Source organism: Hymenobacter pini (assembly GCF_020421205.1).
GTDB lineage: Bacteria > Bacteroidota > Bacteroidia > Cytophagales > Hymenobacteraceae > Hymenobacter > Hymenobacter pini.
Window position 1 is genome coordinate 697,472 of record NZ_JAIZZH010000001.1, and the last position, 19,535, is coordinate 717,006.

The 19,535-nt window shown below is 60.6% G+C and carries 16 protein-coding genes; 1 reads left to right on the forward strand and 15 read right to left on the reverse strand.

The features are described 5' to 3' along the window. Positions 1–62 precede the first annotated feature (62 nt). Together LF252_RS03025 and LF252_RS03030 are read right to left on the reverse strand one after the other, a co-directional pair. Positions 63–2,531: a M1 family metallopeptidase gene (locus LF252_RS03025; RefSeq protein WP_226267319.1), complete on the reverse strand. Its 2,469-nt coding sequence runs from the start codon at positions 2,529–2,531 to the stop codon at positions 63–65. Positions 2,532–2,646: 115 nt separating this feature from the next. Continuing rightward, the gene (locus LF252_RS03030; protein WP_226267321.1) at positions 2,647–3,546 is read right to left on the reverse strand and encodes a DUF5996 family protein; all 900 of its coding nucleotides are present in this window, start codon (positions 3,544–3,546) and stop codon (positions 2,647–2,649) included. Positions 3,547–3,706: 160 nt separating this feature from the next. Here LF252_RS03030 and LF252_RS03035 point away from each other — a divergent pair, with 160 nt between their 5' ends. Further along, on the forward strand, positions 3,707–4,582 hold the full coding sequence (locus tag LF252_RS03035; RefSeq protein WP_226267323.1) for an alpha/beta hydrolase: 876 nt from the start codon (positions 3,707–3,709) through the stop codon (positions 4,580–4,582). Positions 4,583–4,669: 87 nt separating this feature from the next. Here the strand turns inward: LF252_RS03035 and LF252_RS03040 are convergent, their stop codons facing one another. From LF252_RS03040 to paaA, 13 genes are all read right to left on the reverse strand, one after another. Continuing rightward, on the reverse strand, positions 4,670–7,831 hold the full coding sequence (locus LF252_RS03040; protein ID WP_226267326.1) for an efflux RND transporter permease subunit: 3,162 nt from the start codon (positions 7,829–7,831) through the stop codon (positions 4,670–4,672). A gap of 202 nt (positions 7,832–8,033) precedes the next feature. Then, positions 8,034–9,137 carry an efflux RND transporter periplasmic adaptor subunit gene (locus tag LF252_RS03045; protein ID WP_226267328.1) on the reverse strand — a complete coding sequence of 368 codons (1,104 nt, stop codon included), beginning with the start codon at positions 9,135–9,137 and terminating at the stop codon, positions 8,034–8,036. A gap of 53 nt (positions 9,138–9,190) precedes the next feature. Beyond that, positions 9,191–10,477: a TolC family protein gene (locus tag LF252_RS03050; protein WP_226267330.1), complete on the reverse strand. Its 1,287-nt coding sequence runs from the start codon at positions 10,475–10,477 to the stop codon at positions 9,191–9,193. 237 nt (positions 10,478–10,714) lie between these two features. Further along, complete coding sequence (locus LF252_RS03055) at positions 10,715–11,485, reverse strand: enoyl-CoA hydratase/isomerase family protein (protein ID WP_226267332.1); 771 nt, start codon at positions 11,483–11,485, stop codon at positions 10,715–10,717. Positions 11,486–11,520: 35 nt separating this feature from the next. After that, entirely contained in the window at positions 11,521–11,778 is a 258-nt protein-coding gene (locus LF252_RS03060) for a DUF7660 family protein (protein ID WP_226267334.1), read from the reverse strand. 2 nt (positions 11,779–11,780) lie between these two features. Continuing rightward, the gene (paaZ, locus tag LF252_RS03065; RefSeq protein WP_226267336.1) at positions 11,781–13,841 is read right to left on the reverse strand and encodes a phenylacetic acid degradation bifunctional protein PaaZ; all 2,061 of its coding nucleotides are present in this window, start codon (positions 13,839–13,841) and stop codon (positions 11,781–11,783) included. 111 nt (positions 13,842–13,952) lie between these two features. Next, positions 13,953–14,390: a hydroxyphenylacetyl-CoA thioesterase PaaI gene (gene paaI, locus LF252_RS03070; RefSeq protein ID WP_226267338.1), complete on the reverse strand. Its 438-nt coding sequence runs from the start codon at positions 14,388–14,390 to the stop codon at positions 13,953–13,955. Beyond that, positions 14,368–15,546 carry a 3-hydroxyacyl-CoA dehydrogenase NAD-binding domain-containing protein gene (locus LF252_RS03075; protein WP_226267340.1) on the reverse strand — a complete coding sequence of 393 codons (1,179 nt, stop codon included), beginning with the start codon at positions 15,544–15,546 and terminating at the stop codon, positions 14,368–14,370. Before LF252_RS03075 ends, paaI begins: the two co-directional genes overlap by 23 nt. A gap of 97 nt (positions 15,547–15,643) precedes the next feature. Beyond that, entirely contained in the window at positions 15,644–16,423 is a 780-nt protein-coding gene (locus tag LF252_RS03080; protein WP_226267342.1) for an enoyl-CoA hydratase-related protein, read from the reverse strand. Positions 16,424–16,595: 172 nt separating this feature from the next. After that, positions 16,596–17,099, reverse strand: coding sequence for a 1,2-phenylacetyl-CoA epoxidase subunit PaaD (gene paaD, locus LF252_RS03085; protein ID WP_226267344.1), 504 nt, complete (start codon positions 17,097–17,099; stop codon positions 16,596–16,598). Then, a complete protein-coding gene (gene paaC / locus LF252_RS03090) occupies positions 17,093–17,890 on the reverse strand; it encodes a 1,2-phenylacetyl-CoA epoxidase subunit PaaC (protein WP_226267346.1) in 798 nt (265 codons plus the stop codon). Before paaC ends, paaD begins: the two co-directional genes overlap by 7 nt. A 13-nt stretch (positions 17,891–17,903) precedes the next feature. After that, on the reverse strand, positions 17,904–18,191 hold the full coding sequence (paaB, locus tag LF252_RS03095) for a 1,2-phenylacetyl-CoA epoxidase subunit PaaB (protein ID WP_226267348.1): 288 nt from the start codon (positions 18,189–18,191) through the stop codon (positions 17,904–17,906). Between the two features lie 149 nt (positions 18,192–18,340). Continuing rightward, a complete protein-coding gene (gene paaA / locus LF252_RS03100) occupies positions 18,341–19,288 on the reverse strand; it encodes a 1,2-phenylacetyl-CoA epoxidase subunit PaaA (protein WP_226267350.1) in 948 nt (315 codons plus the stop codon). Positions 19,289–19,535 lie beyond the last annotated feature (247 nt).

Genomic DNA, 19,535 nt, shown 5'->3' on the forward strand with positions numbered 1-19,535 from the left:
GCAGCACAAAAAAGACCGAAGCAGGCTTCGGTCTTTTTTACTTTTAGCGGGAAAGTTCTATTCTATTCCGCTTTCTTGATAGCCTCCATGGCAGCATCCAGCACGGCCTGCTGGTCGGCGGGCTTACCCTGCTTGGCCTTGGTTAGCATTTGCAGGATGGGCTCATCCACGCCGTAGCGCTTGTATTGCACACCCAGCTTCTGCAGGCGCTCAGCCCCTTCATTCACCACGGTAGCATCGTTGAGGCGGGCCATGAAATCAGCTACGCTCTCCAGCATCTGGAACTTGCCCTGCGGGCCAGCGGCATCAAACTGCTGGCGCACAAAGGGCCAGTTGCTGGCGTCGCCCTGCTCGGCGTACACGCTGGCCACGGCGGCGGCTACCGTGCCGTTCTTGGTAGCTTCCAGCGACTTCGCGCGGGTCAGGGCTGCTTTGGGCTGCACCTCGGCTAAGCCTTGCAGAGCCGCGCCTTCCACCGCGTACGACTGGCTTTCGAGTGACTTGAGGAACAGCTTTTCATCCTTCTTGTCCTTCACCTTCGCCAGTGCACCCAACAGAGCAGCCTGCACGTTGGTGTTTTTCTCCTGAGCCAACTGCTTGCGCAGGGCTGGAGCGGCAGCTTTCTGCACAGCCTTGTCATCGAGCTTCAGGGCAGCAATGGATGACATCCGGATGCCGGTGGCCTTATCAGTGAGGCCAGCCAGCAGCACCTGGCGGGCGGCGGCATCGGTAGGGGGCAGGGCGGCGGCGGCGGCAATGGCCTCGCGCCGGTCTACGTAACGGGGGGCGTTCTTGAACTGGTAGGCGAAATCGGCAAACGGCTTGTTGTCGGTTTTTTGCCACAGCAGCACCTTTTCGGCGTCCACGTTCACCAGGCTGGGCTTGCTGGCGGCGGCAAAGCGGAAGGTTTCGGCACGCTGGCGCATCCACACCTGGTGGCGCTCCGGCTTGCCGTTCACGTACACATCCACCGCAATGGGCAGCTGGAACACGGTGCCGGGCTGGGTTTGCTTGATGGTAACCGTCTGCTGCTTGGCACTGGCATCGTAGCCGTAATCAATGGTTACCACGGGGTGGCCCGCGCCGAAGTACCACTGGTTGAAGAACCAGTTGAGGTCTTGCCCCGATACGGCCTCCATGGCCAGGCGCAGCTGGTGGGCCTCGCCGTTGCCGAACTTGTTATCGGTGAGGTACTTTTTCAGGCCGGCGAAGAACACGTCGTCGGTGAGGTAGCTGCGCAGCATGTTCAGAATCTGGCCGCCCTTCTGGTAGCTCACCAGGTCAAACATGTCCTCCTTGTCGGCGTAGTGGAAGCGCACGAGCTGCTTCTGGGCGTCGCGGGGGCTGCGCAGGTAGTTGCGCATGTTCTGGTAGGCGTGGGCGTCGCCGGCGTCCTGGCCGTACTTGTACTCGGCCCAGAGCGCCTCCGAGAAGTCGGCAAACGACTCGTTTACCGTCAGGTTGCTCCAGCTTTCGGCCGTTACCAGGTCGCCGAACCACTGGTGGAACAGCTCGTGGGCAATAACCGACTCGCCGTTGGCGTACTCGGCATCCAGCGCCTCGCGCGGGGTTTTCTGCACAAACTCGCCGTGCAGGGTGGCCGAGGTGTTTTCCATGGCCCCGCTCACGTAGTCGCGCACCACTACCTGGGCGTACTTGTTCCAGGCGTAGTCCACGCCCAGACGGCGCGAGAAGAACTCCATCATTTCGGGCGTGTTGCCGAAAATCTGCTTGGCGTAGGGGGCGTATTTGGGCTCCAGGTAGTAGCTCACTTCCTTGCCGCGCCACGTATCCTTCGTGATTTTGAAGTCGCCCACGGCCATCATGAACAGGTAGGGCGAGTGGGGCAACTCCTGCTTCCAGGTGTCGGTGCGGGTGCCGTCGGCGTTGTTTTTCTGGCTGGTGAGGGCCCCGTTGCTCAGCGTTACGTAGCGGGCGGGCACCGTCAGGCTGATTTCGGCGGTGGTTTTCTGGTTGGGCTTGTCGATGGTGGGAAACCAGGCCGAGGAAGCCTCCGTCTCGCCCTGCGTCCAGATCTGGCGGGGCTTGCCGGCCTCGGTGCTGTCGGGGTTGATGAAGTAGAGGCCCTTGGCATCGTTGATGGCAGCCGAGCCTTTCACTTTCAGCTCGTCGGGCTTGGCCACGTACTCCAGGTACACGGTGTACTGCTGGCCGGGCAGGTAGGCTTTGTCGAGGTCGATGTCCAGCTGCTGGTTGTCGTAGCGGTACTTCAGCGTCTTGGTATTCGAGCCGTCCACCAAGGTCACCGATTTAATATCCATGCCCTTGGCGTCGAGGCGCAGCGAGTCGGTGGCGTAGCCCACGGGCTGCAGCGTCACCCACTCCTTGCCCATGAGCTGGCGCTTGGCGTAGTCGAAGCGTACATCGAGTTTGGTGTGTACCAGGGCGTTGATTTTGCGGGCCGATTCGCGGTACATCTTCAGGGCGGCCGTGTCGGCGGGGGCGGCTTGCTGGGCCAGGGTGGGGGCGGCGGCCAGCAGGCCCAGGCTCAGCAGGAAAGCTTTGGTCATAGCTACGGGTAATGGGGAAGTGAAATCGGACTGCTAGTTGCAAACTTTTCGGCACAGATGCAGTGGTGACCTTGGTAGTTGCCTACTGGCAGTCCGGCGGGCTCCTTCTTGCGGGCTAGTGGCGCTCCAACTCCGCCCGTTTCCAGTGTGCCAGGTTGGCTCCGGCCTCGTAGGTACTTTGCAGAAACTCGCGGAGCGTGGCAGCGGGGTCGGGGGCAGTGCGCACAGCTTCGTAGGGTAACAGAAATTCGCCGAGTTCCTGACTGTAGTAGGCCGCGGCCGGCTGCACCTGTGCCTCGGCAAAGCCAGCCGGAGCCGGGGCAGTATAGGCGTAAAAGGCCGCTTCCTGCCCGTTGCCTCCGGGCCAGAACCCGTGGCTGATTACCTCGTGGGAGTAGGCTTCGCGGGTAATCGAATCTGCCCCTTCCCGGGGTGGGGCCAGCCGGCCGGAAAAGCGCGTAACGGCCAGATCAAACGAGCCCCAGAAGAAATGTACGGGGCTGCACTTGCCAATAAAATCGGCTCGGAACTGCTCCAGCACCGGCGCTATAAGCGTAAGGCTGCGCCAGAACCGTTGAGCCGCCTCCGCATCATAGCTGGCATGCTGCTCGTCGTCCGCAAAGGGAATAGGGTGTTCAATTTCCACCGGCACCGGCCAGATGCGCACCGTAATACCCAGCTCCTGCAGCAAGCTGAGTACTTCCTGATAAAACGCCGCCACCGAACGAGGCTCCAGCGCCAACCGCCGCTCGGCCCCGTCGCTGCACCGGATGATGAGCTGGTGGTCCAGGAAGTCGAAATCAATCTGGAAGTTTCGCTCCTGATAAGGCATGGCGGAGGTAGTGAGGCCCCGGGCGGTAACGTAGAGTGGTACGTTCCACCAATGATTAACCAGCGGCGTGGTAGCCAGCCGGATTTTACCCACAATCTGCGAGTACATGTGCAGGGTGGCGAGGGTGTCGGCCCAGGCGGCTACGGGCAGCTCCGGCCAGGCGGTAGTAGCGGAAGATGGCATAACGGGTACATCAAGGGTGAAACGTAGTAGTAGAGACGCGTATTCACGTTGCCATGTTGAGCTGCACTAACTAACCGGGTGTTTCTGGTCTGTAAATGGGATATTCGCAACGAGCTTTATTAAATCTGCGTCTCTGTTACCCACTTCCTTTTCCATTACTATGAGAAACGCTCTTCGCCTCCTAATATTCCTGCTGTTGCTGGGCCCCGCCGCCTTGGCCGCCAAGGTGGATACCCTGGACATTCCCAGCGCCGCCATGCAGCGTACGTACCGCGCCGCCGTGGCGCTGCCGGCCTCCTACGCCAAAAACAAGAAGGCCAATTACCCGGTGCTCTATCTGCTACACGGCGCCTACGGACACTTCTCCGACTGGAGCAGCAAAACGCCCGATAAAACCCTCATCCACCGCCTCGCCGACCAGTACAACCTCATCATTGTGATGCCGGAGGGTGAAACGTTCAGCTTCTACCTCGACTCACCGGTCAACAAGGCCAGTCAGTTTGAAACCTACATTACCAAAGAGGTTATCGGCAAAATCGACCAGACCTACCGCACTGTGGCGCGCAAGGAAGGGCGGGTTATTTCGGGCCTGTCCATGGGCGGGCACGGGGCGCTGTACCTCTCGGGGCGGCATCCGGAGCTGTTTGCGGCGGCCGGCAGCATGAGCGGGGCTCTGGATCTGAGTATTTCCAACCGTAAGCTGAGCCCTGAAGAAGATAAGGGACGCCGGGCGTTGTTTGAGCCAGTGCTCGGCCCGGAAACGCCTACTTCCAGCATCTACACAGCCAACTCGGTCGTGAACATGGCCAATGCGCTCTATACCAACGGCCTGCCCCTCATCATTGACTGCGGCGTGGATGACTTCCTCATCGAAATCAACCGGGAAGTGCACCGCCGCCTCGTGTACAACCACACCCCCCACGACTATACCGAGCGGCCCGGCGCCCACACCTGGGAGTACTGGCAAAACGCGCTGCCTTACCACGTACTGTTTTTCCAGAAAGTGCTGGAGCAGGGTGGGGTAGCGGTGAAATAAATCTAGGTTGTCATTCCTCGCGACGCTCGGAATGACAGACGTCAAACAAAACGCCCGGTCAATGACCGGGCGTTTTGCTTTGTGGGGTTAATGGGCCAGTACGGCTTGCTGCCGTTCGGGGTGCAGTTGCGGGTCGTCGCCGTAGTGGGTGTGTTGGGCGCGATAGGCCCGCTCGAAAATCAGGGGGAAGATGAACAGGGTGAGGACGGTGCCGGTGATGAGGCCGCCAATTACCACAATGGCCAGGGGCTTGGAGGTTTCACTGCCGATGCCGGTGCTGATGGCGGCGGGCATCAGGCCGATGGTGGCCATCAGGGCCGTCATCACCACGGGCCGGACGCGGCTGGTGACGCCCTCGTGGATGCTGGTATCGAGGCTGAGTTTGCGCACCATATTCTGCTTGAAAACCGATATCAGAATCACCCCGTTCTGGATGCAGATACCGAACAGGGCAATGAACCCGATACCGGCCGAGATACTGAAGTTGGTGTGCGTGATGAGCAACGCCGCAATGCCGCCGATGATGGCAAACGGCACGTTCAGGAGCACCAGCCCGGCATCTTTTAGGTTGCCGAACAGGATGAACAGGATGAAGAAGATGAGGGCCAACGACACCGGCACTACCTGCGTGAGGCGCTGGGTGGCACGGCGCTGGTTCTCGAAGTCGCCGGTCCACTTCATGCTGTAGCCTTTGGGCAGGCTCACCACGGCGTTTACTTTTTTCTGGGCCTCCTCGATGGTGCTGCCCATGTCGCGGCCCCGGATGCTGAACTTCACGGCGGCGAAGCGCTGGTTATCGTCGCGGTAGATGAGGGAGGGGCCGTTGACGTCGCCAATGGTGGCAATTTCGGAGAGGGGAATGGTGGTGCCGTTCTGGGTGGGCACCATGAGGGCGGCAATTTCCTCGGGCGTCTGGCGGAATTGCTCCTGGTAGCGCACCCGGATGGGGAATTTCCGCTCGCCCTCGTACATCTGCGAGGCTTGCTTGCCGCCCACGGCCATTTCCAGCACCGCGTTGGCGTCGGCTTTGCTCACGCCGTACTGGGCCATGCGCTGCTCATCCAAATCCACGTGCAGCTCGGGCTGACCGATGTTGCGGAGCACGCCCAGGTCATCGATGCCCTTTACCTTTTTGAGGATGCCGTACACCTGGCGGGCCTTTTCCTCCATCAGCTTCAGGTCGGTGCCGTAAATCTTCACGGCAATGGAGCCTTTCACGCCCGAGGCGGCTTCCTCCACGTTGTCGGTAATGGGCTGGGAGAAGTTGAAATCCACGCCGGGGAAGCGGTTGAGCTTTTCCTTCATGTGCTCAATCAGGGCTTCGCGCTTGTCCTTGTGCTTCATTTCGGCCTCCACCGCGGGGGTGTGCTTCAGCTGCACCAGAAACTCGTTGTTGTAGAAGCCGGTGGGGTCGGTGCCGTCGTTGGGGCGGCCGGTCTGGCTCACCACGTCGCCCACCTCCGGGAAACTCAGGAATACCCGGCGCATTTCGTTGCAGAGCTTGTTTGATTCGTCGAGGCTGATGCTCAGGGGCAGCTGGGCCCGCACGTAGATGGAGCCTTCGTTCAGCTCGGGCAGGAACTCGGAGCCCAGGAAGTGGAACGCGCCCATGCCCAGCACCACAGCCACGGTGGCTACCAGCAGACTGGCGGTTTTGCGGGCGTAGGTGAAGGAAAAAAACCGATCAGCCCCGCGGTTGATGCCCCGCACGAAGAAGTTATCCTTCTCCACCACGTTCTTTTTGAGCAGCAGCGAAGTAAGCACCGGCACCAGCGTGAGCGTGAAAATCAGGGCGCCCAGCAGGGCAAAACCCAGCGTCCAGGCCAGGGGCGAGAACACCTTGCCTTCCACCTTCTCGAAGGAGAAAATGGGCAGCAACGCGGTGATGATGATGGCCTTGGAGAAGAAAATGGCCTTGCCCATGTCGCGGCCGGTTTTCTTGATGAGGCCCAGCTTGGCCAGCTTGTTGAAGCGCTCCATGCCCATCTTATGGGCCTTGTGGTCGAGGGCCACGAAGAGCCCTTCCACCATCACCACGGCCCCGTCGATGATAATCCCGAAGTCAATGGCCCCCATGCTGAGCAGGTTGGCCGACATGCCCTTCAGCCGCAGACAGATGAAGGCAAACAGCAAGGCCAGCGGAATAATCACCGACACGATGATGGTGGTGCGCCAGTCGGCCATGAACACGAACACGATAACCGTGACCAGAATAATGCCTTCCAGCAGGTTGTGAATCACGGTTTCGGTGCTGAAGTCGATGAGCTGCTGCCGGTCGTAGAAGGTCTGAATCTTCACGTCGGAGGGCAGAATCTTCTCGTTCAGGTCGGCCACTTTGTCTTTGAGGCGGGCAATGACTTCGGAGGGGTTTTCGCCCTTGCGCATTACCACAATGCCTTCCAGCACATCGTCGTTCAAGCCCCGGCCTACCTTGCCCAGCTTTGGCAACGCCGATTCATGCACGATGGCCACGTCCTTTACCAGGATGGGCGCCCCGTTCACGTTCTTGATGACGGTGTTGTTGATATCCCCGATGTTGTTGAGCAGACCAATGCCGCGCACCACGTAGTTCTGCTGGCCCTCATTTATCACGTCGCCGCCCACGTTGATGTTGCTGCGCTGGATGGCGTTGTAGAGGTCCAAAGGGGTGAGGCCCAGGTCCTGAAGCTTGCCGGGGTTCACACTGATTTCGTAGTCCTTCACCTCACCGCCGAAGCTGTTCACGTCGGCCACGCCGGGTACGGCTTTCAGGTTGCGCTCCACCACCCAGTCCTGCAGGGTTTTCAGCTCGCGGGTGGTTTTGTCCTTGCTCTTAAGGGTGTAGCGGAAAATCTCGCCGGTGGGGCCGTAGGGCGGCTGCACGTCGGGGTCGGCGCCTTCGGGCAGGTCGGCCTGGCTGAGCAGGTTGTTCACCTGCACCCGGGCAAAGGCGTCGTCTACGCCGTCATCGAAAATCACCTTCACCACCGACAACCCAAACAGCGTGGTCGAGCGGATGCTGGTTTTCTTCTGCACCGGGTTCAGCGCAATTTCGATGGGGGCCGTCACGAACTTCTCAATCTCCTCGGCCGAGCGGCCGGGCCACTGCGTGATGATGGTAATTTCGGTGTTGGTAACGTCGGGGAAGGCCTCGATGGGCGTATTCCGGTAGCTCATCACCCCGGCCACAATGACGGCAAACGTCATCAGGAACACGAAGCCCCGGTTTTTGAGCGAAAAGGCAATAATGCCCTGGATGAATTTATTCATGGCGTTTGGAGAAGCTAGAGGGCGGTGACTTGAGCTGGAAAAAGCAGTGCTAGCCTAGCTCCCCTCCTCAGATGAGGAGGGGTCGGGGGTGGTTGATAATCGGTTAGATAGTTCTTAGCGCTAGTACTTAATGACGGACTGGCGCTCCGGTCAACCACCCTCAACCCCTCCTCATCTGAGGAGGGGAGCTAGCTTTCTAGCTCTAGTCGTTCAGCTCGTCGTAGACCAGCAGTTGGTTTTGGGCAATGATGTGCTCCCCGTCTTTCAGGCCCGACTGCACGTAGCTCACGTCGCCCACGGTTTTGGCAATTTGCACCTCTCGGGTTTCCACGTGGTTGCGGTCCTTGAACACCATCACAAAGTTGCGGTCCTTGTCGAACACCACGCACTTGGCGGGTACGGCCAGCATCTGCTGATCTTCGGTGTTCAGCACCTTAATCTGCGCGTACATCTCGGGCTTGAGCTGGTAGCCGGGGTTGTTGAGCTTCACGCGCACCTTCATCACCTTGCTCTCGGGGTCGAGCACGTTGAATACCTTGTCAATGCGGCCCTGGAAGTGCTTGTCGGGGTAGGAGAGGGTGGTTACATCGGCTTGGTAGCCTTCCCGCACCTTGGCAATGTCCGATTCAAACACGTTAGCCAGTATCCACACGTCGTCGAGGTTGCTCACCGTGAACAAGTTGCCCACGTTATCGGCATTGAACTGCATGTGGTCGGTCACGTTCTTCTCCGTGATAAAGCCCGAAATGGGGGCCCGGAGCGTGTAAGTACCGTCGGCCGATACGCCGTACACACCCAGTTGCTTGCGGGTTTTGCCCACGTTGCTTTGGGCTTTGCGCAGTTCTTGGCGGGCCAGGCTCACATCCCGCTCCGAGGCCAGGCCGGCCTTGTACTGGTCTTCCAGCACCGAGAGGTTTTTGCGGGCAATATCCAGGTCGGTGCCGGCGGTGCTGCTCTGGTTCTGCAGATCAGCTATTTCGCCACTCTTGATAACGGCCAGCACCTGGCCTTTCTCCACATGGTCGCCCAACTCCACGCTCAGCTGCTCCACCACGCCACCCACTAGGGGGTACACCTTCACGGTTTTGTCGCCGTCGGTGGCAATCTGGCCCGAGAGGTTCAGTTCGTCGCGCACTGGCTCCCGGCGCACCGTGTCAATCTTCAGTTCCCGCAGCATCTGGTCCGACATCGAGAAGCCGGCTTCGGCCTTCTGCGGGGCGTCGGTTTCTTCGGATTTCGAGCAGCCCGCCAATCCCAGGGCGAGCGGAAGGGCCAGGGAAGTGGCCAAAGTGGCAAAGCGGGTCATCGGGAAAGAGCGTTTGAGGGGAGAAAGAGAAGGTTGGGAAGCTGGCTGCATGGCTATTCGGCGTTGAACACCGGGCGGCCCACGGCGTAGTTGAGTTGTTCGAAGGCGCGCACCCGGTTGGCGCGCAGGCTGTTGAGCTGCACCAGGTTGTTCTTGTAGCTCTCGTAGAAATCCAGGAACTCCACAATGGTGAGGTTGCGCTTGGCGTAGCTCTCGTCAATGCCCTTCATCAGGCGGTCGAAGTCGGAGGTTTCCCGGTCGGTGCCCTGGTAGAGCTGATCGTTCTGGCGGGCCAGGCGCCAGGCTTCCTGCACGTCGTTCTGCACCTGCAGCTGCTGCTGGCCCAACTGGGCCTTGCTTACCTCAATCTGGTTCTGGGCGGTGCGGATATTGCCCTGGTTGCGGTTGAAAATGGGCACGGCCACGCCCAGCGTAACGGCGTTGTAGTTCTGGATGTAGTTGCCGGCCCGGTCGTACACGTAGCCCACGGCCAGGTCGGGGGTAGCCAGGGCGCGTTGCAGGCGTAGGTTCTGGGTTTGCTGCTGCACGGCGGCCTGGCGGGCTTTCAGGTCGGCGCGGTTCACCTGGGCTGAGTCGATGAGCTGCGCCTCGGTGCGGCCAGTCAGGCTCAGGGCTTTCAGGCGGTTCTGGTCGGCCTGGGGCAGGTAGTAGGCCCCGGTGGTGTCGCGCATCAGGGTGCGCAGGTCGGCCTGCTGAGAGGCAATGTCGTTGAGCAGGGCCTGCCGCTCGTTGCGGAGCTGAAACAGGAAGGCTTTCAGCCGAATCACTTCTTTCAGGGCAATGTTGCCCTTGTCGTACTGCCCTTGGTACAGGCTCACGGTGCGCTGAAAGCTGGCTACTTCCTTATCGTACACACCCACGCTCTGCTGCTTGAAATACAGGTCGTAGAAAGTGCTGCGGAGCTGATAGCGCAGGGTACGCAGCAAATCCTGAAAGGTGAACTGCTCCACCAGCGCATTTTGCTGGGCCACGCTGGCGGCGGCTTTGCGGCGGCCGGCTATGGCAAACAACTGCTGCACCTGCACTATGGAGTTGCCGGTTTTGGTCACATCCAGCACCTTGTGGGTGAACTGGTTGTAGGCGTTCTGCTCGATGGAAACCGTGGGGTTGTCCCAGAGCCGGGCCTGCAGAATCTGGGCCTCGGCGGCCGACACGTTGTAGCGCTGAGCCAGCAGGTTCAGGTTGTTCTGTACGAACCGCTGTTCGGCGTCGGAGAGGGTAAGCCGCACCGTATCGCCGATGAGGGGAGCGGCCGCGGCGGGGGGGGTAAGAAGGCCGAGCAGCAGGGCCGCCATCAGCACGAAAACAGAGCGTTGCATAACCGGATTCGGTGGTTGGTTATGCAAGAGTACGCCCCCCGTATTAGGGCTGAATTAGAGGTAGATTAGAAACGGATTAGAGGGTAAGATTTTCTGATGAAAGCCCGTTTGAAGCTAATAGGAGCCTTTTGGGTAGATGGGCAAGCTGAAAAAAGCCGGTACCGGAAGCTGCTCCTGGCAACTTCCGGTACCGGCTTTCGCTGAGCCCGATACGTTTTTCTTGTCAGCTATAGCGGGTTAGCTTTTAAACCGCTGCAGGGCCTGCCGGGTGAAGTCGGACAGGACCAGCCGGCCGCTGATGCCGGCGCGCTCCACCAGCAGTGAATCCCAATGCTCGGTGCCCTGCCAGAGTACCTGCTTCAGCTCGCGCAGCGCTTCGGGATTGTAGCTGGCCAACTTGCCGGCAAAGGCGGTTACGGCCTCGTCGAGGTGGCGGATGGTGTCGTGCACCTCGGCGTACAGGCCGTGGTTGCAGGCCCAGGTGGCTGTGCGGAACTCGGCCGCATCCAGGGCCAGCTGGGCAAAGGCCGCCTTCCCGATTTTACGCTCCACAGCCGGACCCACCACAAACGGACCAATGCCCACCACCAGCTCGCTGAGCTTCACCCAGGCCTGCTGGGTGGCGAAGCAGTAATCGGTAGCCGCGGCCACGCCCACGCCGCCGCCAATGGCTTTGCCCTGCACCCGGCCAATGATAATTTTGGGGCAGGTGCGGCAGGCGTTAATCACCTTGGCAAAACCCGAAAAGAAGGCCTGGCCCTGGGCCTCGTCTTCAATGGCCATCAGCTCATCAAAGGATGCCCCGGCGCAGAAGGTTTTGTCGCCCTCACTGCGCAGGACGATAACCTTCGTGGCCGCCTCCTGGCCTACGCGGGTGATGGTTTCGGCCAGCTCCGTGAGCAGGACTCCGGGCAGGGAGTTATGGCTGGGGTGGAAGAAGCTGATGGTAGCCACGCCCCGGTCATCGGTGGTGGTTTCTACTTTGCCGGCGTTAAGAATGTCGTTCATGGGTGGGGTGAGGGGTAGGTGTTGTAGCAAACAGACTATTCGTACACGCTGGCACCCCGCAAAATATTTGTGAAATTTTGCCAAGTGGGTTCATCGGCGTTGAGTGGTTGACGGGTGTTATCGTAGAAGCCCTGAATGTCTTCAGCGTAAGCGGCCATGGCTTCCAGAAACCTTTCCAGCGTCTGGTTTTCCCATTTATGCGGATTCGTTAGTAAATCCTGATGTAGAAGTATCAGGAATTTAGCGAAATCTGCCCGGCTATTTACCGGCATATTCGTCAAGAAGTCAGGCATAACTACTCTTGGTTCTTCTTTTTCACCATCGTGAGGATGGTGGCTACGGCCACGGTTTCGCCGGTCTGGTCGGTTACTTCTACCAGCCAGCGCACGATGCCCTTGGCTACGTCGGTTTCGTCGCGTTTCTCCTGGCCGATTTTCTCTTTCACCGTGAGCGTCACGCCGATGGTGGTGCCGGGGTACACGGGCTTGGTGAAGCGGCACTCGTCGAGGCCGTAGTTGAGCAGCACGGGGCCCTTGCGCGGGTCCACGAACATGCCGGCGGCCTTGCTCAGGATGTAGTAGCCGTGGGCCACGCGGCCGGTGAAGAGCGTGCCTTCCAGCGAGGTTTCATCCACGTGGGCGTAGAAATTGTCGCCCGAAACCTGCGCGAAGTTGGTAATGTCGGCTTCCGTGACGGTGTGCTTGTGCGTCACGTAGGCCTGCCCGATTTCCAGCTCCTCGAAGTAGTGCTGGAACGGGTGCTTGTCCTTCTCAATCTGCTTGGCCTTGGGCTGGTACACCTGGGTAATGGCCGTAATCATGCTAGGCGAGCCCTGCAAAGCCACGCGCTGCATAAAATGCTCCACCCCCCGGATGCCGCCCATTTCCTGCCCGCCGCCCGCGCGGCCGGGGCCGCCGTGGATGAGCATGGGCAGGGGAGAGCCGTGGCCGGTGCTTTCCTTGGCCATTTCCTCGTTGAGCACCAGAATACGGCCGTGGTGGGTGGCCGCGCCCAGTACAAATTCCTGGGCTACCTCGGCGCTGTTGGTGGCAATGCTGGTCACCAGTGAGCCGCGGCCCATATTGGTCAAGCGCACAGCTTCGGCGGTGTCCTTATAAGGCATCAGCGTAGCCACCGGCCCAAAGGCCTCTACCTCGTGCGAGTCGAGGTGCTCGAAGGGACGCTCGTTCAGCAGTAGGATGGGGGAGATGAACGCGCCCTTGGCGGCATCGGCCCCGCGCTCCTGGCCCAGGATATTCACGTTGTCCAGGTCGCCGTACACGATGGGGGTGCGCTCGGCCAGGCGGCGCACTTTGTCGCGCAGAATGGCGGCCTGCTCACGGCCAGCCAGCGCGCCCATGCGCACGCCCTCGGCCAGCGGGTGCCCCACGGTGGTTTGGCTCAGGGCCTTGCCCAAGGCAATCTGCACGTCTTCCAGCAGGTTTTCGGGCACGATGATGCGGCGGATGGCGGTGCACTTCTGCCCGCATTTGGCCGTCATTTCCTTGCGTACTTCCTTCACAAACAGGTCGAACTCCGGGGTACCCGGCTTGGCATCGAGGCCCAGTACGGCGGCGTTCAGCGAGTCGGCCTCCATGGTGAAGGGCACGGCCTCCTCCACAATGCGCGGGTGGGCGCGCAGCTTGCGGCCGGTGGCGGCCGAGCCGGTGAAGGTTACCACATCCTGGTAAGTCACGTGGTCGAGTATACCCTGGCCCGACCCCACTACCAGCTGCAGCGCGCCCTCGGGCAGAATGCCGGATTTGATGATTTCGCGCACCACGGCCTCGGTGAGGTAGGCGGTGGGCACGGCGGGCTTCACCACGGCGGGCATGCCGGCCAGCAGGTTCACTGCAATTTTCTCCAGCATCCCCCAAATGGGGAAGTTGTAGGCGTTGATGTGCACGGCCACGCCCTCCTTGGGCACCAGCAGGTGCTGGGCCATGAAGGTGCCGCCCTTGCTCAGCCCCACCGGCTCGCCCTCCACGTAAAACGGCTTATCCGGAAACTTACGGCGCAGCGAGGCATTGGCAAACAGGTTGCCGATGCCGCCCTCAATGTCAATCCAGGAATCGGCGCGGGTGGCGCCGCTGCGGTAGCTCAGCTCGTAGAACTGCTCCTTGCGCTCCTGCAGGTAAAAGGCCAGGGCCTTGAGCATGCGGCCCCGCTCGTGGAACGTGAGTTTGCGCAGCGCGGGGTTACCCACGCGGCGGCCGTAGTCGAGGATGGAGGCAAAATCGTAGCCCTCGGGGTGGGCCAAGGCAATGACTTCGCCGGTGGAGGCATCGTAGAGTTCCTGCTGGTCGCCGGAGCCCGCCGCCCAGCGGCCGAGGGTGTAGTTTTCGAGAGTGGTCATTATAACTCGTTTTTCGTTGTTGGTTTCTCGTTTTTCGTCAAATTGATTCGCGTTTTAAGAAGGATGACCAGAGTCATTACTTATCCGAAAAACCAACAACGAAAAACAGCCTTATAATACTTCTATGCTACTGCGGTAGGCGGTGCCTTTGAACAGGGCCAGCAGGGTGCCGTGCTGGTTGGTGAGGCGTAGCTGGTACACGCCCACTTTGTGGCGGAGGCTTTCCTCGCGGGCTTCCACCGTAATCAGGTCGTCGAGGCGGCCGGGCTCCAGGTAGTCGATGGTGACGCTCAGGGCCACGCTCTGGCGGCCGTGGCTGTTGCAGGCGAAGGCAAAAGCTGAATCGGCGGCGGCGAAGGCCACGCCCCCGTGCAGAATGCCGAAGCCGTTGAACATCTCGGGCCGCACCCGAAACTGCAGACGGCAGTAGCCGGGGGCCATCTCCGCCACCTCCAGCCCCAGCCACTGGCTAAAGGCGTCGTGTTCCAGCATCCGGTTTTTCACGGCCTCGGCGCGGGCCACTAGCTCAGCGGGCGTCGGCTGGCTCATGCTGCAGGAAGGGTTGATGGGCTTTCACCAGCCGGCGCAGCAGCGGGCTGGCGCGGTACCGGTCTTCGTGGTATTCTTCGTACAGCGCGTCGAGGGTGGCCAGCACGGTGGCGGGGCCCAACTCGTCGGCCCACTGCAGCAGGCCCTTGGGGTAGTTCACGCCCTTGGTCATGGCAAGCTCCAGGTCGGGGGCCGAGGCGACGCGCAGGTGCAGGGCGTCGGCGGCTTCGTTGATGAGCATGGCCAGCACGCGCTGCACAATGCGGCGGCCCAGCGCCTCGTCGCGGGTGGGCTCGGGCAGGGTGGCCCCGTCCCGGTAGTCGTAAAAGCCGCGGCCCGACTTGTGGCCATAGTAACCGGCCTCAAACAGGCGCTTCTGGGTGAAGCTGGGTTTGTAGCGCGGGTCGAAAAAGAACGAAGTGAACACCGATTCCGTGACGCGGTAGTTCACGTCGTGCCCGATGAAATCCATCAACTGAAACGGCCCCATGCGGAAGCCACCCAGCTCGGTCAAGGACCAGTCTATGGTGGCGGCGTCGGCTACGCCTTCTTCCAGCAGCCGGATGGCCTCGCCGTAGAAGGGCCGGGCAATGCGGTTCACAATGAAGCCCGGCGTGTCTTTGCACAGCACCGGCAGCTTGCCCCAACTCTGCACCAATTGGCGGATTTCCTCGGCCAGTCCGGCGCGCGTCTGCACCGCTGGAATCACCTCCACCAGCTGCATCAGCGGGGCGGGGTTGAAGAAGTGGATGCCGATAAACCGCTCGGGCCGCTGGCAGGCCGCCGCAATGCTGGCAATGGACAACGACGACGTGTTGGACGCCAGCACGCAGTCGGCCGAAACCACCAGCTCTACTTCCCGAAACAGCTGCTGCTTCACGCCCAGATCTTCCACAATGGCTTCCAGCACCAGCCCGCAGTCGGCAAACTGGCCAAGCTCGGTGGTGGGCTGCACGCGGGCGGCGGCGGCTTCGGCCGCTTCCGCGGTGAGCTTACCTTTCTCCGCCAGCTTCTGCAGGCCGCCGCGGATGCCGGCCACGGCCCGGTCCAGGGCGGCCGTGTTCTGGTCGAGCAGGCGCACCGGGTGCCCGGCCTGGGCTACCACCTGCGCAATACCCGCCCCCATGGCCCCGCTGCCAATAATTCCGATAGTCATGATGTAGTTGTCAGTTATTGGTTGTCAGTTGTTAGTGAGTGGTTGTCAATTGTGGGGTATGATATAAGCCTGACAACTGACAACCAGCAACTGACAACTAATTTCCGGTAAACGTGGGCTGGCGTTTTTCCAGGAAGGCGGCAACGCCTTCTTTGTAGTCGGCGGTGCTGCCGGCGCGGAGCTGGTAGTCGCCCTCGGCGCGCAGCTGGCGGGTGAGGTCGTTGCCGAAGCTTTGGTTGAGCAGCTGCTTGGTGTAGGCCAGGCCTTTGGTGGGCATGGCGGCCAGCTTACGGGCCAGGGCGTCGGCCTCCTGCTCGAAGGTGTCGTCGGGGAAGGTTTTGTAGATCATGCCCATCTGCACGGCTTCCTGGGCCGATACCTTGTCGCCGGTCATCATCAGGGCCGAAGCGCGCTGCATGCCAATGAGGCGGGGCAGGAAGTAGGTGCCGGCGCTATCCGGAATCAGCCCGATTTTGCTGAACGCCTGAATAAACGAGGCCGACTCCTTCGCCACTACCACATCACAGGCCAGGGCCAGGTTAGCCCCCGCGCCGGCGGCTATGCCATTCACGGCCGCCACCACCGGCTTGTCCAACGCCCGAATCAGTTCCACAATGGGGTTATAGTGCTTCTCCACGATGTCGGCCACCTCGGGAGCATTGGGGCCGGTAATTTCGGCCAGGTCCTGGCCAGCACAGAAGGCTTTGCCTGTGCCGGTGAGCAACACGGCGCGCACTTCGGGATTCTGCTGGCACTCGCGCAAATGCTGCTGCAGCGCCAGCGCCACGTCTTTATTGACGCTGTTGAATACCTGCGGCCGGTTGAAGCGGATGGTCGCTACGCCGCCATCAAGGGAGAAATGGAGAGAGTCGGTCATATGTGGGAGGGACCTCACCCCCTAGCCCCCTCTCCTCGGGGAGAGGGGAACTAGCTCTAGCTTTTATATTTCTAGAAAGTAGAGCTGGCTTGGGGGCGAGTGGAATTAGGGTTAAGAATCACTAGAAACTAGTTCCCCCCTCTCCCCGAGGAGAGGGGGCTAGGGGGTGAGGTCAATGGCATTTGAAGTAGTCAAAGGGCTCCAGGCAGTCATTGCACTGGTAGTGTGCTTTGCAGGCCGTGGAGCCGAACTGGCTAACAAGCCGGGTGTTGGTGGATTTGCAGTGCGGGCAGCGCAGCACGGGCTCCTGCCCGAAGAGGTTGAGCACGTGGCCGGTGGCGTCCTGGGGCGGGGCAATACCGTAGGCTTCCAGCTTGTGCTTGCCGGCCTCCGACATCCACGCCGTCGTCCAGGCCGGGCTGAGCTGGTTGTGGATGTGGAGTTTGGTAATTCCTTCGGCCAGCAGCCGCAACCGGATATCGGTGGCAATGGTGTTCATGGCCGGGCAGCCGGAGTAGGTGGGCGTGATAGTCACGTGCACCTCGTCGCCGCGCAGCTCTACCCCGCGCACAATGCCTAGGTCCAGGATGCTGAGCACCGGCACCTCGGGGTCAGAAACCTCCTCCAGCAGCTGCCAGATGCGCTCCTCGGTGGGTGCCGTTGCATGCTCTACCATTGCAAGCCGGGGTAAGTACGTTGCAGGTACTGTAGTTCCGCCAGCAGGTAGCCCAAGTGCTCTGAGTGGCGGCCGGTTTTACCGCCTTTCTGCATAAACACGCCCTGCGGCACCGGCAGCGTGGCTTCGGCAAACACCCGCTCCACGTGCTGGTCAATCTGCTGCTGGATAGCGGCGTAATCGGGCAGGAAGCCAGCGGCCTGCAAGGCCTGCTCGGTGGCCGAAGGCGTGGTTAGTTCGCTCGAATAGCGCCACAGGGCATTAATGGCGGCCTCTACTCGGCGGCGGCTTTCCTCGGTCCCATCACCCAGCCGGATAACCCACTCAGCGCTCCACTTCACGTGGTAGGCAGCTTCCTTCACCGATTTTTCGGCAATGGCGGCCAGCTGCTTATCGGGGCCGGTTTGCAGGTGCAGCAGCAGGTGGTAGTGGAACGCATCATAGATAAACTGCCGCACAATGGTGTGGGCGAAGTCGCCGTTGGGCTGCTCAGCCAGCAGCACGTTGCGGTACTCCACCGCATTGCGCAAGTAGGCCAAGTCGTCCTCGGTGCGGCCCCGGCCTTCCAGCTCGGCCGCGTACTGGTAGTAGCTGCGCGCCTCGCCCAACAGGTCGAGGGAAATGTTGGCCATGGCCAAATCCTGCTCCAGAATGGGGCCGTGCCCGCACCACTCGCTCAGGCGGTGGGCCAGAATGAGGCTGGTATCGGCCAGCTGCAGCACATACTCAAATAGCTGCTGCCGCAGCTCGGGCGTCACGTCGGGCACTACAATAGTGTGGGAATCTTGCATAGCGGCCCGCCAGTTACATGTGCTTGATGGAGTCCGGCACCGTGTAGAACGTGGGGTGGCGGTAGATTTTGTCGTTGGCCGGCTCGTAGAAAGCAGCCGATTCGTCGGGGTTGGAGGCGTGCACGTGCTTGCTTTCCACCACCCAGATGCTCACGCCTTCGAGGCGGCGGGTGTACACGTCGCGGGCGTTCTGGATGGCCATTTCGGCGTCGGCGGCGTGCAAGGAGCCCACGTGCTTATGGTCGAGGCCCTGCTTGCTGCGGATGAATACTTCCCACAGCGGCCATTCTTTCTGAGACATACTATCGGTGTTCTTGAAGAGCGTCATTCCGAGCGGAGGCAAAGCCGTAGCCTAGGAATCTCGCCAGTGGGTAATCAAATTAGTTTGGCAACGTCAGCACGCGAGATTCCTCGGCAAGCTCGGAATGACGTTCTGTTTGTAGCTGATGCCTAAGCGGCCTCGGCGCGCTGCTTGCGCTTCTCGGCGTGGGCCAGGGCGGCTTCGCGTACCCAGGCACCCTGGTCCCAGGCATCCACGCGGGCCTGCAGCCGTTCCCGGGAGCAGGGGCCGTTGCCTTTTACCACGTCCCAGAACTCGGCCCAGTCCACGTCGCCAAAGTCGTAGCCCTGCTTGGCCTCGTTCCACTTGAGCTTATCGTCGGGCACGGTCAGGCCCAGGAATTCGGCCTGGGGTACCATCATATCCACGAATTTCTGACGCAACTCATCGTTGGTGAAGCGCTTGATGCGCCACTTCATACTCTGCTCGGTGTTGGGCGAGTCGGCGTCCTTGGGGCCAAACATCATCAGCGTGGGCCACCACCAGCGGTTGAGGGCTTCCTGCGCCATGGCTTTCTGCTCGGGCGCACCCTCACACAGGGTTTGCATGATTTCAAAGCCCTGGCGCTGGTGGAAGCTTTCCTCCTTGCACACGCGCACCATGGCGCGGGCATAAGGGCCGTAGCTGGTACGGCACAGTGGCACCTGGTTCAGAATGGCCGCGCCATCTACCAACCAACCAATAGTACCCATGTCGGCCCAGCTCAGGGTGGGGTAGTTGAAGATGCTGCTGTACTTGGCCTTGCCCGAGTGCAGGTCGGCCAGCATTTGGTCGCGGGAGGCCCCCAGGGTTTCGGCGGCCGAGTAGAGGTAGAGACCGTGGCCGGCTTCGTCCTGCACCTTGGCCAGCAGAATAGACTTGCGCTTCAGCGAAGGGGCGCGGGTAATCCAGTTGCCCTCGGGCAGCATGCCCACCAACTCGGAGTGCGCGTGCTGCGAAATCTGCCGGATCAGGGTTTTGCGGTAGGCTTCCGGCATCCAATCCTTGGGCTCGATGCGGATGTCCTCGTCGATGCGGGCCTGAAACTGTTCTTCCTGGGTGAGTTCTAGCGTTTCCATGCTTCTTCAACAAAGAGTAACTAACAATCGTTAGTTAAATGTAGAGAAAAGTTTGTGTTGATGTAGCCTTATGGTCTACTTAGCTGATATTCTCCATTCCAACTGACCGGGCTATTGCTCCCATAGTCGTTATCGTTATAGAATAAATTCACTTTCAGGATGGTGCCATTCACGGTAATTTCCCCCTTATAGCCATAATCTCCTCGCTTATAGGGGATAAGATGACCTGGCAAAGTTCCTCTCTCTG